This window comes from Alteromonas halophila (genome assembly GCF_014651815.1).
Lineage (GTDB): Bacteria > Pseudomonadota > Gammaproteobacteria > Enterobacterales > Alteromonadaceae > Alteromonas > Alteromonas halophila.
The window spans coordinates 1-15,293 of sequence record NZ_BMXP01000004.1 but is presented as its reverse complement, the minus strand read 5'-3'; the positions used below and the strand labels follow the sequence as shown (position 1 = coordinate 15,293).

At 48.0% G+C, this 15,293-nt stretch carries 13 protein-coding genes; 7 read left to right on the top strand and 6 right to left on the bottom strand.

The genetic code is table 11. From position 1 onward, the window contains the following. Positions 1–9: 9 nt before the first annotated feature. Together IE054_RS09655 and IE054_RS09650 are read right to left on the bottom strand one after the other, a co-directional pair. Positions 10–729 (bottom strand): SDR family NAD(P)-dependent oxidoreductase, encoded by a 720-nt coding sequence (locus tag IE054_RS09655; RefSeq protein ID WP_189405867.1) that lies wholly within the window; start codon positions 727–729, stop codon positions 10–12. After that, on the bottom strand, positions 726–1,157 hold the full coding sequence (locus IE054_RS09650) for a nuclear transport factor 2 family protein (protein WP_189405864.1): 432 nt from the start codon (positions 1,155–1,157) through the stop codon (positions 726–728). The genes IE054_RS09655 and IE054_RS09650 overlap by 4 nt, the downstream gene beginning before the upstream one ends. Positions 1,158–1,304: 147 nt before the next feature. Between IE054_RS09650 and IE054_RS09645 the strand changes: the two genes are divergently transcribed. The 3 genes from IE054_RS09645 to IE054_RS09635 all read left to right on the top strand — a co-directional run bounded on the left by IE054_RS09645 (position 1,305) and on the right by IE054_RS09635 (position 3,283). Then, positions 1,305–1,880 carry an LON peptidase substrate-binding domain-containing protein gene (locus IE054_RS09645; protein WP_189405862.1) on the top strand — a complete coding sequence of 192 codons (576 nt, stop codon included), beginning with the start codon at positions 1,305–1,307 and terminating at the stop codon, positions 1,878–1,880. 121 nt (positions 1,881–2,001) lie between these two features. Then, on the top strand, positions 2,002–2,613 hold the full coding sequence (locus IE054_RS09640; RefSeq protein WP_189405860.1) for a sigma-70 family RNA polymerase sigma factor: 612 nt from the start codon (positions 2,002–2,004) through the stop codon (positions 2,611–2,613). Further along, positions 2,606–3,283 (top strand): ChrR family anti-sigma-E factor, encoded by a 678-nt coding sequence (locus IE054_RS09635; protein WP_189405858.1) that lies wholly within the window; start codon positions 2,606–2,608, stop codon positions 3,281–3,283. Before IE054_RS09640 ends, IE054_RS09635 begins: the two co-directional genes overlap by 8 nt. Positions 3,284–3,346: 63 nt before the next feature. Here the strand turns inward: IE054_RS09635 and IE054_RS09630 are convergent, their stop codons facing one another. Next, on the bottom strand, positions 3,347–4,111 hold the full coding sequence (locus tag IE054_RS09630; protein WP_189405856.1) for an outer membrane protein assembly factor BamD: 765 nt from the start codon (positions 4,109–4,111) through the stop codon (positions 3,347–3,349). A gap of 246 nt (positions 4,112–4,357) precedes the next feature. Between IE054_RS09630 and rluD the strand changes: the two genes are divergently transcribed. From rluD to clpB, 3 genes are all read left to right on the top strand, one after another. Beyond that, a complete protein-coding gene (rluD, locus tag IE054_RS09625) occupies positions 4,358–5,338 on the top strand; it encodes a 23S rRNA pseudouridine(1911/1915/1917) synthase RluD (protein WP_189405854.1) in 981 nt (326 codons plus the stop codon). Further along, the gene (gene pgeF / locus IE054_RS09620; protein WP_189405852.1) at positions 5,335–6,075 is read left to right on the top strand and encodes a peptidoglycan editing factor PgeF; all 741 of its coding nucleotides are present in this window, start codon (positions 5,335–5,337) and stop codon (positions 6,073–6,075) included. The genes rluD and pgeF overlap by 4 nt, the downstream gene beginning before the upstream one ends. Before the next feature lie 238 nt (positions 6,076–6,313). Then, positions 6,314–8,884: an ATP-dependent chaperone ClpB gene (clpB, locus tag IE054_RS09615; RefSeq protein WP_189405850.1), complete on the top strand. Its 2,571-nt coding sequence runs from the start codon at positions 6,314–6,316 to the stop codon at positions 8,882–8,884. A gap of 46 nt (positions 8,885–8,930) precedes the next feature. Here the strand turns inward: clpB and prsT are convergent, their stop codons facing one another. From prsT to xdp1 (IE054_RS09600), 3 genes are all read right to left on the bottom strand, one after another. Continuing rightward, positions 8,931–11,741: an XrtA/PEP-CTERM system TPR-repeat protein PrsT gene (prsT, locus tag IE054_RS09610; protein ID WP_189405848.1), complete on the bottom strand. Its 2,811-nt coding sequence runs from the start codon at positions 11,739–11,741 to the stop codon at positions 8,931–8,933. Positions 11,742–11,824: 83 nt separating this feature from the next. Continuing rightward, entirely contained in the window at positions 11,825–12,745 is a 921-nt protein-coding gene (gene xdp1, locus IE054_RS09605; RefSeq protein ID WP_189405846.1) for an exosortase-dependent surface protein XDP1, read from the bottom strand. Between the two features lie 179 nt (positions 12,746–12,924). Continuing rightward, on the bottom strand, positions 12,925–13,788 hold the full coding sequence (xdp1, locus tag IE054_RS09600) for an exosortase-dependent surface protein XDP1 (protein WP_229805069.1): 864 nt from the start codon (positions 13,786–13,788) through the stop codon (positions 12,925–12,927). Between the two features lie 247 nt (positions 13,789–14,035). Between xdp1 (IE054_RS09600) and pssA the strand changes: the two genes are divergently transcribed. After that, positions 14,036–14,860: a CDP-diacylglycerol--serine O-phosphatidyltransferase gene (gene pssA / locus IE054_RS09595; protein WP_189405835.1), complete on the top strand. Its 825-nt coding sequence runs from the start codon at positions 14,036–14,038 to the stop codon at positions 14,858–14,860. The last annotated feature ends 433 nt before the right edge of the window (positions 14,861–15,293 follow it).

The following is a 15,293-nucleotide window of genomic DNA, read 5'->3' as shown; positions in this document are numbered from 1 at the left end:
AAAACTATCCTACTGCTTATCTCTCATCGAAATGGACAGTGCACGCTGAAGTGGCGCAGGTAAATTATGCATGGTACGCAGGATCAGACCGAACAGGGTAGGGAAAAAGATACTGCGTCTTTGCTTCTCAATGCCGGTAAGTAAATCTTTGGCTGCCTTCTCTGCGCTGATAATCATCGGCATTTCAAAGTCGTTTTTGTCGGTGAGCGGCGTTTCGACAAAGCCAGGAGAGACACTTTGGACACACACACCACGACGTTCAAGATCAACTTCCAGACTTTTTGTAAAGTAATGCAATGCGGCTTTGCTGGCCCCGTAAGCCTCAGAGCGTGTGAACGGGAATAGTCTTGCCATGCTGTCAACAATTACGAGTTGCTTTGATTCATTCAGGTTTGGCAGGAGGCCATTTACGCAATTAACCACACCAAAAAAGTTAGGCTCAAAAACCCGCCTGAACATGTCTGGCTCGAAATCATCAATATCGACATATTCGCAGGTACCTGCGTTGAGTACGGCGATATCAAATGCCTGTCCAGATAACGTTGTACGTGTCTCAGCTTCATCACTCACATCAAACTGACAGCCGGTAATATTGTCATGCGCGCTTAGTTCCGCCAGCGCATCCTGATTACGGCCACACGCGATTACCTCGTAGCCTTGTTGTGCTGCATGTTCAGCCAATGCTTTTCCAATTCCGGAGGTTGCGCCGGTTATGAGCATTTTTTTCATGTTGCCAGCCTTTTCTTCACTTTCTTAACGAACCACCCCAAGATCGGAATGTGTTCGTAAACCATTTCGCCTAAGTCATAGTAATCGCGATGGTAGGTAATACGATCATTACAAATTCGTAACTGTGTAATGCCGTCAAGCGTAATGGTGGGGCGTCGTTTATTGATGATCAGCGTCATTGTCCAGGTAACAACATGCGTAATCTGTTGCGCGTTTTTTTCACAGGCAATGACATTATCAATGTCAAACTGACATGACTCAGCATGCTCGGTTAGCGCAGAGAAATATTGGGTAACAGCGGTCAGACCCCGGTGGGTAGTGATTGGATCAATGAACACCACATCATCTGCATACAGCAACCCGAGATCATCCGGGTTAAGCGATGACAACTCCTGATATAGCTCCTTGAATCGGGTAATGGCGTACATGGCATGCCCATATCTTAATTTTCCCTCAATACATCGAAAGTTATACGTGGGATCAAAGATTTAGTCCAGAGTGTGAAAACTTTTCACGCGCGATCCAAAAATCTACACGGTGCGTAACGAAAGCAGAATTAAAAAGCTGTACTTAATATGAACGAATCCGAGCTTCCGCTTTTTCCGTTGTCTGCACATTTACTGCAGGGCGGAAGAATGTCATTGCGTATATTTGAGCCGCGCTACATCAGAATGGTGAAGCACGCATGCGCCAGTGGGCGTGGGTTTGTGATGTGTATGCTTAATGCCACGGGTGACAAAAATAAAAATGAACACATCTACTCTATTGGTACGTATGCAGAGGTAATTGATTTTGATTTGCTTGAAGACGGACTGCTTGGCATAAAGGTTGCTGGTATCCATAGTGTTGAGGTAAGTAACATCCGCACCGAGTTCGACGGATTGAGAATTGGCGACTGCAGTCCAATTCAACCTTGGAATTGCGATATCACGCCTCAGCAAATCGCGCCTATGGACGAGCGGCTTAAAGAAATATTTGAGCAATATCATGAGTTGGGAGCAATGTATGACGCCCCGGATTTTGATAACCCAGTATGGGTTATGCAAAGGTGGCTGGAGCTCCTTCCTGTTGATGCACGACAAAAACAGCACTTTTTACAACAGCAAGATTGCAAAAAGTTAATGAACTACTTGTCTGCATTGATCGAATAAACATGTAATATTTTCTCAAACCTGCAAAATTTACGGTTGTATGGGTATTGCTTGCAGAAACGGGTTTCTTTACCGCACCTATAGTCAGTCTGGTAACCACACGGATAAACGGACGAGTCATATGTTAGTTGGAATTCCTCTGGATCAAAGCAATAACACAGTTAAACCTAAAGAATGCGCAAGCGAAATGTCAGCTTACATCGTTGAGGTTGCCGAGACCCGATGTAAACGTTCGTTCGCCAAGGTCTTTAATTACTTTGCGCCCCGACTAAGATCGTATGCGTTAAAGCAGATGGGAAATGAAGCGCTGGCAATGGAGCTGGTTCAGGACACAATGTCAAACGTCTGGCAAAAAGCGCATTTGTTTAATGCGGAGAAAGGATCGCCTTCGACCTGGATATTTACCATTGCTCGTAATATCCGTTTCGATATGTTGAGAAAGTTACAGAATCGCAAAGAAGATGTTTGCTCTGATGACCTGTGGCCAATACTCTGTGAACAGACTGCAGATGCAAATGAAGCGTCGCTGGACCAGCAAGTGACACTTGAGCAAATCGGATATATGTTTGAATCCCTTCCTGTTAAACAAAAAGCAGTGATTGAAGCGATATACATCGACGGAAAATCGCAACAGGAAGTGGCAGATGAACTGACTATTCCTCTGGGAACGGTAAAATCAAGAACGCGACTGGCGTTGCAGCGATTAAAGGGTATGCTACACGACAATGATTAAGTTCCATCCGAGCCCTGAGCAGTTAACAGCATTTGCTGAGGGCACGCTGTCACCAGTTGAATCTCTTATGGTCTCCGCCCACTGCGATATGTGCAGTCGGTGTGAAACCAGGGTGGCAGATGAGGTGGAACGCGCAGCGCTGGAATTCGATGAGCCAGCAACATCGTCCCATACCGAAGATCAGATTTATAAATCCATGTTTGCCAGTATCACGCAGGTCCCTGCTGATGAGGCGACTTACCTTTCACCTAAAGCAGCACCATCTGCTATTGAGCTTGATGGCCGTAAGTTCGAGCTACCGAGAACGTTGCGACGGTATGCGTCTTCTATGGGCAACTGGTCAGGGCTGGTGGGTCGATTATGGCAAGCCCCAGTTGACCTTGGCGAGGCTGGGGTCGCACATTTTATCTACATGGGAAGGGGGGGCAGTGTCCCCGAGCACACGCACCGTGGTTGCGAATATACGCTGGTGCTAAGTGGTGAATTTTGCGATGGACTAAACACCTACGATTCCGGCGATTTTATTTATATGAATGGCGAGCATACTCATGCTCCCCATTCCGATGATACCGAAGGGTGTCTGGTGTTCAGCATTGTTGATCAGCCATTACACTTTACCTCGGGTATTGCGCGTTTACTTAACCCTTTCAGTCACTTATTTTTTCGCTGATATTTCTGCAAACCGGAAAAACCAAAAAAGCTGCCGAAGCAGCTCTTTTCAGTACACCCTTACTTAACTTATAAAGTCACTATCAGGGTAGTTTAGCTTCAGCGTTTTCATCGCATTATCCCGCAATTCTGTTAACCCCAGTTGTTCATAGCTTGATACCATTATTTCAAGTGCCTGCTGAACCTGAGTGGAATCAGGAAAGTGTTCAAGTACATACCGACCACGGTTAGCGGCGGCGACAAATGCTTCACGACGCATGTAAAACCGTGCGATGGCAATTTCATACTTGGCCAGCCGTTCCTTGATATAGAGCATCCGCTTGCGCGCGTCAGCGGCATACTTGCTGTTTGGGTATTGCTCTACAAGCCGACGAAAGTCATTAAAGGCCTCACGGGATTTGGCAGGGTCACGGTCGGAGCGGTCAATGTTCATCATTTCCTGAAACAGGTTACTGTCTGATTCCATATTCGTCAGGCCACGCATGTAGTAAGCGTAGTCGACATCCGAATGGTTAGGGTTCAGACGTATGAACCGATCAACGGTAGCCAGAGTTTCTTCTGTTTTACCTGACTTGTAATAGCTGTAAATGAGATCAAGCTGTACCTGATGCGACAATGGGCCAAACGGATAGCGGGAGTCCAGGGTGCTGAGGGTATCAGCAGCAAGGCTGAAGTTGCCTACCTCCATACTGGTTTTTGCTTTTTCATAGAGCTGCTGCGCACCCATATTGGCCAGCGCAGCTTTTTCTTCGTCGCTGGACGAGCTGCAGCCGCTCAATCCCACGGCTGCACTAATAAAGAGAGGCGCTAAAATTCGAAATGACTTCATAATATTCTTTCGTTTCCTGCTAAAACAGTAAGTTTGTCGCTGCCTGTGCGGTTTAAGCTGGTCATTCTAACGACTGAGCACCGCAATGACCATACAAATTCTCAATCGTTCGGGACCAGGCCGGTGATTCCTGACGATGCCCTCCTGAACCACGATGGCCAGAGTATTACGCGATAGTGGCTAAATGCCTGCCTCATCCACACCGTCCTTTGTTATAATGTCGTTTTTACCCAACGATTAGGTGTTATGACCGAGTCAACAGACACAATAGTACTTGAAGCAACAGCCAGCCCGGTGCACTTCAATCAACGGTTAGATCAGGTTTTGGCTGATTTGTTCCCTGATTATTCACGTTCGAAGATGAAAACCTGGATCCAGAACGGCCACGTAGCGCTAAACGATGACGTTGTTACTGTGCCGCGCCATAAAATGCGTGGGGATGAAGTGGTTAAAGTTCAGGCGACGATCGATGTGCAGGTGGCGAGCCAGCCGCAGAATATTGATCTGGATATTGTCTATGAAGATAAAGATATCCTGGTAATAAATAAACCTGCGGACCTGGTCGTTCATCCCGGCGCCGGCAATTCCAGTGGTACAGTCCTGAATGCCTTGCTTGCTCATGTACCGGAGATTGATAAAGTGCCTCGGGCGGGTATTGTACACCGGCTGGACAAAGATACGACCGGCTTAATGGTGGTTGCCAAAACGCTGCAGGCACAGACGCACTTAGTGAGCCAGTTGCAGGACCGGGTAATGAGTCGTGAATACGAAGCGCTGGTAATAAATACTATGGTTGCCGGCGGGGTTGTTGATGCGCCCATTGGGCGTCACCCGACCAAACGCACGTTAATGGCGGTCCGGGAATTTGGTAAGCCTGCTGTCACGCATTACCGGGTCATTGAAAAATTTCGCGCACACACGCATGTCCGTCTGAAACTTGAATCTGGAAGAACGCATCAGATTCGTGTGCATATGGCCCATATTAAACACCCGCTGGCGGGCGATCCGACTTATGGGGGGCGACCGCGTTTACCGAAAGGCGCATCGGAAGACTGTGTGGCAACACTTCGCGGATTTCGGCGTCAGGCATTACATGCGGCGCAATTATCTTTGTATCATCCTCGCACCGATGAATGGATGACCTGGCAGGCGCCGCTCCCCACGGATATGGTATCGCTTATTGATGCTGTTCGGCAGGACACACGTGAACATCAGGACAGTGAGTGAACGGCCTGTCATTAATTTACCCCGTATGGGAAGCCCCACCTGATATTCTTGCCTATACGACGACGCGTGCAGGCGGGATAAGCGAGGGAACTTACGCAAGCCTAAACGTTGGCGAGCATGTAGGGGATGAACCAGGCCGGGTGAAGCACAACCGTAGTTTACTGCCAGGAGCACAGGGTATTACCTGGCTGCAACAGGTTCACAGTAACGATGTCGTTACATTACCTGCGACATTACATAAGGCTGACGCTGCGATCAGTCGTACGCCCGGACTGAGTTGTGCGGTGATGACGGCTGATTGTGTGCCCGTTTTACTATGCAATCAGACTGGCACTGAAGTTGCCGCCATTCATGCAGGCTGGCGCGGACTTGCTGATGGTGTAATTGGTAATACAGTGCGAGCCATGACAAGCCCCGCGGCACAATTGTTCGCGTGGATTGGTCCGGCTATCTGTGGGGACTGCTATGAAGTAGACCAGCAACTTGCAGCGCAATTCGACTCTGTGCCTGGGGCGGTAAAACGGCGTAATGACAATAAAGCGTTACTTGATCTGCCCCTGATAGCAGAGTATCAGCTTCTCGCCAGCAGCATTCGGTCTGTAGTCCAGTCAAAAGCGTGTACCTATACCGACAGCACGCGCTTTTTCTCCCATCGCCGCGCCAGCCATGCAGGCAACATCAATACCGGCAGGCAAGTGTCGGTGATTGGTATTCGCAAATCCGGTAATAACGACTAACCAGGCCAGAAGCCAGAGTCCGGGGTAGAACTCCTTGCTAACAAACAGGGCGTTCTGGGCCCGGCAAACCGCGCCCTTGCGACTGATATCACTGACGGGTTAAGTCAATCAACGAACTGGATCAGGCCGACAAACATTGCGCCAGGTCAAACCGACAGGTGATTTACCACCATAGTGCTTGAATCCATCTTCAGCAGTACCCATAAATTATGCAAGGATATTTTGGGAGACTTATGTCATGCGATTAGACAGATTTACCAGCAAGTTTCAGCTCGCTATTTCAGACGCGCAATCACTGGCTTTAGGGCGCGACCATCAGTATATCGAACCGGTTCACCTGATGACGGCGTTGCTAAATCAGCAGGGGGGCTCGGTCAGACCGGTCCTGGATCAGGCAAGTATCAATGTCAACGCACTTCGCTCAGCACTGGGTGAGGCGGTTGACCATCTGCCTCGGGTTGAAGGCATTGGTGGTGATGTCCAGCTAAGTAAAGACAGCGGCATCCTCCTTAATCTATGCGACAAAATTGCACAGCAACGAAAAGATGACTACATCACCTCAGAAATTTTCCTCATTGCAGCGCTTGAAGACAAGGGGCGTCTGGGAAAAATTCTGCGTGAGCTGAACATTACCAAAGAAAAAATCGAAAACGCCATCGATACCATGCGTGGCGGTCAGAAGGTCACAGACCCGAATGCCGAAGATGTGCGTCAGGCCCTTGAAAAATACACGACCGATCTGACCGAGCGGGCTGAGCAGGGCAAACTTGACCCGGTTATTGGTCGTGACGATGAAATTCGGCGCACCGTGCAGGTACTGCAACGCCGTACCAAAAACAATCCGGTGCTTATCGGTGAACCGGGCGTGGGTAAAACCGCTATTGTTGAAGGGCTCGCGCAGCGGATCATCAACGGTGAAGTGCCTGAAGGGCTGAAAGATAAACGGGTACTGTCGCTCGATATGGGGGCACTGGTTGCAGGCGCTAAGTACCGGGGAGAATTCGAAGAGCGTCTCAAAGCTGTGCTTAACGAGCTGGCTAAAGAAGAAGGCCGGGTGATTCTTTTCATTGACGAACTCCACACTATGGTGGGCGCTGGCAAAACCGACGGAGCTATGGATGCGGGCAACATGCTTAAACCAGCACTGGCTCGCGGAGAGTTGCACTGCGTGGGTGCGACAACGCTCGACGAGTACCGTCAGTATATTGAGAAAGATGCGGCACTGGAGCGGCGCTTCCAGAAAGTACTGGTTGATGAGCCAAGTGTAGAGGATACCATTGCGATTTTACGTGGTCTTAAAGAGCGATACGAATTACACCATTCGGTGGATATTACCGATCCGGCGATCGTTGCTGCCGCCACCTTATCACACCGGTATATCAGTGACCGGCAACTGCCGGATAAAGCCATTGATCTGATCGATGAAGCGGCGTCCAGTATTCGCTTGCAAATTGATTCAAAGCCGGAGGAGATGGATAAACTTGAACGTCGTATCATTCAGTTGAAACTGGAAGAACAGGCACTGGCGAAAGAAACCGACGAAGCCAGTCATAAACGTCTTGAGATCATCGAACTTGAGCGTGAGCAGGCTGAGAATAAGTATGCTGAGTTAGAAAAAGTCTGGCAGGACGAAAAAGAAGCCATGCAGGGCACGCAATCAATTAAGTCTGAACTTGAGCAGGCCAAGCTGGATCTTGAAATCGCTCGGCGGGCATCCGACTTAAATCGCATGTCTGAGTTACAGTATGGACGCATCCCGGAGCTGGAATCCAGGCTCGAGAGAGCCGCTGAGAGTGAAACCCGCGAAACACAGTTGCTGAAGAATAAGGTAACAGATACCGAAATCGCAGATGTATTGTCGCGGTGGACAGGGATCCCGGTTTCAAAAATGCTGGAAGGTGAACGTGAAAAACTGCTGAGAATGGAAGACGTTTTGCACAAGCGAGTTGTCGGTCAGGATGAAGCGGTGACGTCCGTAGCTAACGCAATTCGCCGCTCCCGGGCTGGCCTGTCCGATCCCAACCGGCCGATTGGCTCGTTTCTGTTTCTGGGACCTACAGGAGTAGGTAAAACGGAACTGTGTAAAGCGCTAGCCGGGTTTATGTTCGACACCGAAGACGCCATGATCCGTATCGATATGTCAGAGTTTATGGAAAAGCATTCGGTGGCGCGTCTGGTTGGTGCGCCGCCAGGCTATGTCGGCTATGAGGAAGGTGGCTATCTGACAGAAGCCGTCCGGCGTAAGCCTTATTCAGTGATCCTGCTGGATGAGGTCGAAAAAGCCCATCCAGATGTGTTTAATATATTGCTTCAGGTCCTTGATGATGGCCGTCTGACCGACGGGCAGGGCCGCACCGTTGACTTTAAAAACTCGGTGGTGATTATGACCTCGAACCTTGGCTCCGATGTCATCCAGGATAAGCACCGGGAAAGTCAGTACGAAGAAATGAAAGCCATGGTGATGGATGTCGTCGGTCAGCACTTCCGGCCTGAATTTATCAACCGGGTCGATGACATTGTTGTGTTCCATCCGCTTGGTAAAGAGCAAATCAAATCCATTGCCAAAATTCAGCTGGCGTCATTACGTGGGCGTTTGACGGAGAAGGGCTATAAGCTTGAATTATCAGGCGGGGCGCTGGATAAACTTGCTGAAGCCGGTTTTGACCCTGTGTTTGGCGCCCGCCCGCTTAAGCGTGCCATCCAGGTTCAGATTGAAAACCCGCTGGCCCAGCGGTTGTTATCTGGCGACATTGTGCCAGAGTCGACCATACGGGTAGACGTAGACGGCGATAATCTGACGATTGTGTAAAATGACAAAAGCCCCGAAAGGGGCTTTTTTGTACACGCAATGATATTTAATTCAGCGAGTCCAGCAACGCCTTAGCCTGCGGACGCCTGAAAAATGGCCGACGTACGGATACCGCAAACTCCAGTTCCTGTCTGGCTTCATCTGTACGGCCCAGTTTAGCCAGTGTGTAGCCCAGGTGGTAGCGCACATTAGGATTATTCGCATCGCGGGCATAGGCTTCACGCAATCTGCTCAAGCCCTGCTCAAGTTCGCCTTGCTGAGCCAGGATCCAGCCATACGCATCCAGTACGCTGGCGTCATTGGGCGCCAGTGCAAATGCTTCTTTGGCATACTTTGCGGCCGTATTCAGGTCATTTTCCATGCTCATCAATGCCAGTCGCGTCAGGATTTCCGCCTTGTTCACAATACTGTCTTCGTTAAGAAGTGCCTGATATAACGCCGAGGATTCATCAAATTCACGAATAAAAAAGAGGTACTGCGCAAGCAGACTTCGGGCAAACAGGTTATTTGGCTGTGTCTGAGTGATATCACGGGCAAACGCCAGAAACTCATCAACGAAGCGCTCCCTGAGCGCGTAGTTGTAAAGCTCAACCAGTGGCTTGGAGAAGTTTGGGTCAAGTTTTAGCGCACGCTGATAATTTTCTACTGCAAGCTTGTCTTTACCCTGAGCCGCGCGTAATAACCCTTGTGTAAGCCAAAGGTTTGGATCGTCAGTGCCTTGGTTTTTAAGTTCAGCGAGTATCTCCTCTGCGTTTTCGGTATTGCCGCTGATGATAAGTACCTTGGCCAGTTGCAAAGTCAGCAGGAGATCATCGGGCCTCAACGCTTTGGCGCGTTGCAGCGCTTCAAGTGCGCTCTTCGTATTGTCCATGCGCAACGCCAGTGCACTGTATTGAACCAGTCGTGCCGCATCGTCCTGGACAAAATTATAAGCGATACCGAGGGTTTTCTGTGCGTCAGCACTTTTGTTCTGACGTAGCAGAAAATCTGCTTTCATAAGCAGGTATTCAGGGTTATCAAAGTCGTCTTTTAGTAAACGGTCAATCTGATAGGTAGCGGCATCAAGATCACCTTCGCTCACGTACAATGATGCCAGTTTTTCGCGCGCCATGGCTGCGTCCGGATAGAGCGTCAGTACCTCCTGATAGACCGATTTTGCGTCTTCAGTCTGGCCACGCTTGCTCAGATTGAATGCTTTAAGCATCATCGATTCCATATGCTTGGGTGAGAGCGTCAGTAGTTCTTCAACCAGCAAGTCTGAGGCCTCAATGTTTCCTAATCGACTTTGGGTTGCGGCAAGATTAAATTTTGCAGGGAAGAAAGTCGGGTCAATCTTCAGGGCTTGTTGGATCAGTGCTTTTGCTTCACTGAGTTTGTTTTGACGAATCAATATGCCGGCTTTGAGATTATAAACACTGACTTTTTCAGGAAACATGTCGATGAGCAGGTTGGCGCCCTTTATTGCATCATCAACGTCGCCACTTTGCAGCTTTAGTATGGCATAGGTGAAAATAAACCCTGGGTTGTCCTGATTACTATCAAAATTTTGATCCAGAATATCTAATGCTTGCTGTTGCTTGCCCCTGGCAGCCATCAGTTTAATATTAAACAGTTGCAATTGACCGGACTCGGGATAGCGTTGCTGCAGGTCGTTTGCCAGTGTCTGAGCTTTGAATGCCCGATTTTGTCTAATAAGTAAGTCACCCAGCATCAGTGCAGCATCAAGATCGTCCAGCAAGGCGTCATAGTGCTTTTCCAGTAAGGTAAGTGCCGGTTTGTCTTGTCCGGTCAGCATGTAGGTCTGCGCAAGTAACAATACTGCCTGCAGGTCATCCGGCTGTTGCTGCAAGTAGGCTGAGAAGTCTTTAGTGGCTTTCTCCAGGTTTTTATTAAAGAAATTTGTCAGACCGCTGATGTACAGTAGCATTGGCTGAGATGCGATCATCTCCGGTGAAAGTTCTGCTAAAAACTGATTCAGACGCTGCAATTCGGCGTTGTCTATGACTTCATCAGAATTTCGACTTTGTAACCAGCTGTTTAACAAAATTGCTAGCGGGTCGTTTGGCGTTGTTTCAATTGCCTGGTCTACGAAAGACTTAGCACGATCATAGTCGTTTGCCTGGAGATACAAATCAACAAGGTTGCGAAGTACGACGGGATCCTGATTGTTAAAACTCAGTGCAGTTTGTAAGTGCTCGATGGCTTTATTACTGTCTCCATGAGCGTATGCCAACTGTCCGCTCAGGCGCCAGGTAACGGCATTTTTGTCATCTTGCTGCATTGCGGTGCTCAGCAACTGCTCAGCCTTATTTAACTCTTTTCGCTGAATAGCAATAGACGCAAGGCCGTTTAAGGCTGCAACTGAATCAGGAGCGAGAGTGCGCAGTTTTTCGTAAGTCCGCTCAGCACACATAAAATCTTCGGTACGAATACAGGCGGTTGCCTTGATTTCAAGCCAGTCACGTTGTGCTTTTCCAGTGAGCTGCCCGGTCTTAGAGTATGCAATAATATCTTCATACTTGTTCATGAACAGCCACGTATTACCTAGCGCTTCCGCAACCAGGTTGATGTCAGCTCCCAACTCCAGTGCCTCAGTGAACTCCAGCTCCGCTGCCGTTAAATAGCCGTTTATCAGCAGGATCTTACCCATAAGGATCTTAGCGCCAAGGTTCTCGGGTGCCTCCTTTAACGTATTCTGCAGATGAATATATGCCTCTTCATACTGCTTCGAATTAAACGCATCTAACGCTTTTTCATAGTCTTCAGATGCTGTAGCGAATACGTTGAAGGGCAGTGCCAGTGCGAATGCACAAGACAAAAGCCTGCCGCGACTTGCGCCGGATGATACACATTTCATAATACGTCCACTGAGATAGCCAATAAAAAAGGTGGCTTTCGCCACCTTTAAAAGATACGTCTTTTTGCCGCAATATTAAACTCTTAAGTGCGGCGTACTCGTCTCATGCCAATCGCCAGGCCGCTAAGTAAAAACAATCCAATGGTACCTGGTGCGCTTACCTGAGATGGCGTATTCGGTGAGCCTTTATTGAAACCAACCGCTGCCAGCTTGAAGGCATCGTTAAATGTCTGGCCACCAGTGATATCACCGAAAGCAACGTTGTATGCGCCAACCAGCCAGTATTTTGCTGACTGTGTAAAATCAAACGGTGAGATATACCCTGTCTCACATTCTTCAATATCAAAAGAATTTTTTGCCAGCGCACCGCCAGCTATTGAAGCCCAGGTTCCGCTACCCGAACTGAGAAGTGAAATATCACTCAACGCAGCAACAGATACCTGCGAATTTGATTTAGTTTGCGCCCAACCGAAGTTCGCACCCGTTAATGTTACCGCTTCACTGAAAGAAAACAGTACGAAGTCGAAGTCAGCATAGTATTCCTTCTTAAATTGGCTGTTACCGTTTTCGTAATAGTTGTTGTCAATCGCATGATCTGGGTTATGCCAGGTTTTTTCACCGTCTTCATTCAGTATGCCGTAACCATAAGACTGATTGTTGCCGTCAAAAATTTCGTACTGATCAGCGGAAACCACAATATCATCCGTATTGTACTGGCTTGAACTAGATTCTGTATCAGACCAGGAGGAAACAACAACGTCCACGCCACTGACGTTTACAGCGTTATTCACCGAAGAATCAGTCCCTGACGTTACGCCATCATGAATAAGGTTGTAGGTATTGTCGCCCAGAGGCGAATCACACTCACTTGGATAGCTCGGCGTATTGTTAGACGAACCACCGCAGTGCCGGTATCCGCCACCCCAGGTGGCCATCGACGACGAAGAAAACACCACGAGCCCTGCAAAAAGAGCGAGAATTGTGACTGGCTTTTTGTAATTCATAAGTTACACTCTGATAGTAGATAATGATGTAAGATCACCATTTCCAGTGTTACTGCAATATTGGGGCCAGTTTTTATTTGTTATATATTTCAAAAATATAGTGTGGAAGTAGACAAAGCGGTTCGTTAAATTGTAAAAATAACGGACATGTTTTCCTACTTGCATGTCCGTTATTTGGTTTACTTTTTCTGGTGAGTTTTTTCACCTTGTTTTTTTCGCCAGCCTGCCAGCAGCCCACCAGCCAATAGTAAGCCCAGTGTCGCTGGCTCACTTACTTGTGCAGAGGGAGAAGAGTCTCCGTTATTTCCGGCTTTAAATCCAACGGAAGCAAGTTTGAATGCATCGTTATACATTCTGCCACCAATGTCACCAAACACTGTATTATAAGCTCCAACGAGCCAGTATTGCGCTTGTGAGCCTAAATCGAAACTTGCCTGATAGCCGGTGTCACAGTTTTCTACATCAAAAGAGCCCGCAGATAATGCACCGGCCACTATTTCATCCCATCGCTGAGAACCCGACATCAGCCCATCCAGGCTATCAAGAGCGGCCACTGACACCTGTGTGTCACGTGAATTATAGGTATACGTAAAGTTCGCATTAGTAAGGGTTGTGGCCTCACTAAACGAAAACAGAACAAAGTCAAAATCCTTTACGTTATAGTAATACTGGTTAACGTTATCAATGGCGTGGTCAGGGATATTATGGTCGTATTCCCAATCATTATTAAGTACACCATATCCCCATTTACTGCTAATTCTGTTTAAATGTGCCTGGGTAACAATGTCATCGTTGTAACCAGCGGTGTCAGACCAGGCGGAAACGTCTACAGACATCCCATTAAGATTAAGATCACTGCTGTTGCTGGTGATTGTATTGTCAATCAGATCATAAGTGGCCTCGGCAAGCGCTGACTGACAGCTGCTGTCCTCACCGCCATCATCACCACAGTGTTTGTAATGGTTCCAAGACGCATTTGCATTGGCTGCGGCGCCGCTCAATAGTAATACGGTGGCTACACGTCTAAACGTTAACAGTGTCATTGTATCGATCCTTTTTTCCCTACCCGGCATAGGATGTCTCATCAGGATCCATCAGATAATTTCGGGTATTTTTTTCAACATGGCTTCGTCAGAATATATGAGTTGGCGTACACGTTGAGTATTGTTATTGATACCTGGTTATAAAGTGCTCGCATCCAGTGGGAGAGAGTGATGGATGCCCACGACTATGAGACACGTGTTATTTGTGGAATAATTGCCAGAGAATGAAGTAGTTTACAGAGGCTCTATGTCTGAACATAAAAGAAAAGGTATTTACCTTCTGCCCAATCTGCTCACAACGGCAGGCCTGTTCTCAGGTTTTTTTGCTGTGGTTTCGTCTATGAACGGGCGGTTTGAGGCAGCTGCAGTTGCTGTATTTGTCGCGATGATTTTTGATGGCCTGGATGGGCGTGTGGCGCGAATGACAAATACTCAAAGCGACTTTGGCGCTGAATTCGATTCCATGGCTGACATGGTTTCATTCGGCGTAGCCCCAGCGCTGGTTGCTTACAACTGGGGGCTGAGCGAGCTGGGTAAACTTGGCTGGTTAGCAGCCTTTATCTATGTGGCTGGCGCTGCATTGCGTCTGGCGCGGTTTAATACGCAGGTCGGTATCGCTGACAAACGCTTCTTTCAGGGGTTGGCAAGCCCCGCGTCTGCAGCAGTAACAGCCGGACTGGTATGGGTTGGTGTTGAATACGACATTAATGGCAATGACTACGGCATTATTGTGGCACTGGTGACCAGCATTGCGGGTTTACTGATGGTGAGTAACTTTAAGTACAACTCATTTAAAGAAGTAGACTGGCACGGCAAGGTACCGTTTGTCGGCCTGTTAGTTGTACTTATGGCATTTATCGTCGTTGCCACTGAGCCTGCACTCGTTCTTTTCATTGTTTTCGCACTTTATGCGCTGGCCGGCCCCATCAATACTTTCCGTACCGTAGATAAAGTAACGCTGAATGATGTAGTCGGTGATCACGAAGAAGACGCCGATTTCGAGCAGCAGGATGCAAAACCTGAGGACGCGGAAGAGAAAAAAAATACCACTGACTCAGCTGAAAATAAGTAACACCCACGGTTTTAACCGGATCTGTTTAAAAAGCGACCGTTCAGGTCGCTTTTTTTATGTTTCTGGGAAAAGGGTGTTGACGGTCAGAAAATTATGCGTAGAATGCGCGCTTCTTCAACGGGACACACTCGATAAGAGAGTGAGCCAGTGAAGTTTCAGCCACAAAATTTATGCAGAAAACATAAAATAATGGTTGACAAAATTTGGGTGCGACGTATCATACGTATCCCGCTTCAGGCAGCGAAACAAAAGGCCTTTAGCGAATTGCTTAAGAGCAGAAATGCTCAAGAGCGTGCCAATCGGCAATGCCGGTTGTCAAAATGTTCTTTAAAAATTTAGACAAGACAATCTGTGTGGGCACTCGTTAAGAGTGTCAACCGACGATTCATAAAAGTTTTTCGATATATTTAATTGAAGAGTTTGATCATGGCTC

Excerpts from the sequence above, each read along its gene's own strand:
- IE054_RS09655 (WP_189405867.1), bottom strand. The coding sequence starts at position 729 with ATGAAAAAAATGCTCATAACCGGCGCAACCTCCGGAATTGGAAAAGCA.
- IE054_RS09650 (WP_189405864.1), bottom strand. The coding sequence starts at position 1,157 with ATGTACGCCATTACCCGATTCAAGGAGCTATATCAGGAGTTGTCATCG.
- IE054_RS09645 (WP_189405862.1), top strand. The coding sequence starts at position 1,305 with ATGAACGAATCCGAGCTTCCGCTTTTTCCGTTGTCTGCACATTTACTG.
- IE054_RS09640 (WP_189405860.1), top strand. The coding sequence starts at position 2,002 with ATGTTAGTTGGAATTCCTCTGGATCAAAGCAATAACACAGTTAAACCT.
- IE054_RS09635 (WP_189405858.1), top strand. The coding sequence starts at position 2,606 with ATGATTAAGTTCCATCCGAGCCCTGAGCAGTTAACAGCATTTGCTGAG.
- IE054_RS09630 (WP_189405856.1), bottom strand. The coding sequence starts at position 4,111 with ATGAAGTCATTTCGAATTTTAGCGCCTCTCTTTATTAGTGCAGCCGTG.
- rluD (WP_189405854.1), top strand. The coding sequence starts at position 4,358 with ATGACCGAGTCAACAGACACAATAGTACTTGAAGCAACAGCCAGCCCG.
- clpB (WP_189405850.1), top strand. The coding sequence starts at position 6,314 with ATGCGATTAGACAGATTTACCAGCAAGTTTCAGCTCGCTATTTCAGAC.
- prsT (WP_189405848.1), bottom strand. The coding sequence starts at position 11,741 with ATGAAATGTGTATCATCCGGCGCAAGTCGCGGCAGGCTTTTGTCTTGT.
- xdp1 (WP_189405846.1), bottom strand. The coding sequence starts at position 12,745 with ATGAATTACAAAAAGCCAGTCACAATTCTCGCTCTTTTTGCAGGGCTC.
- xdp1 (WP_229805069.1), bottom strand. The coding sequence starts at position 13,788 with ATGACACTGTTAACGTTTAGACGTGTAGCCACCGTATTACTATTGAGC.
- pssA (WP_189405835.1), top strand. The coding sequence starts at position 14,036 with ATGTCTGAACATAAAAGAAAAGGTATTTACCTTCTGCCCAATCTGCTC.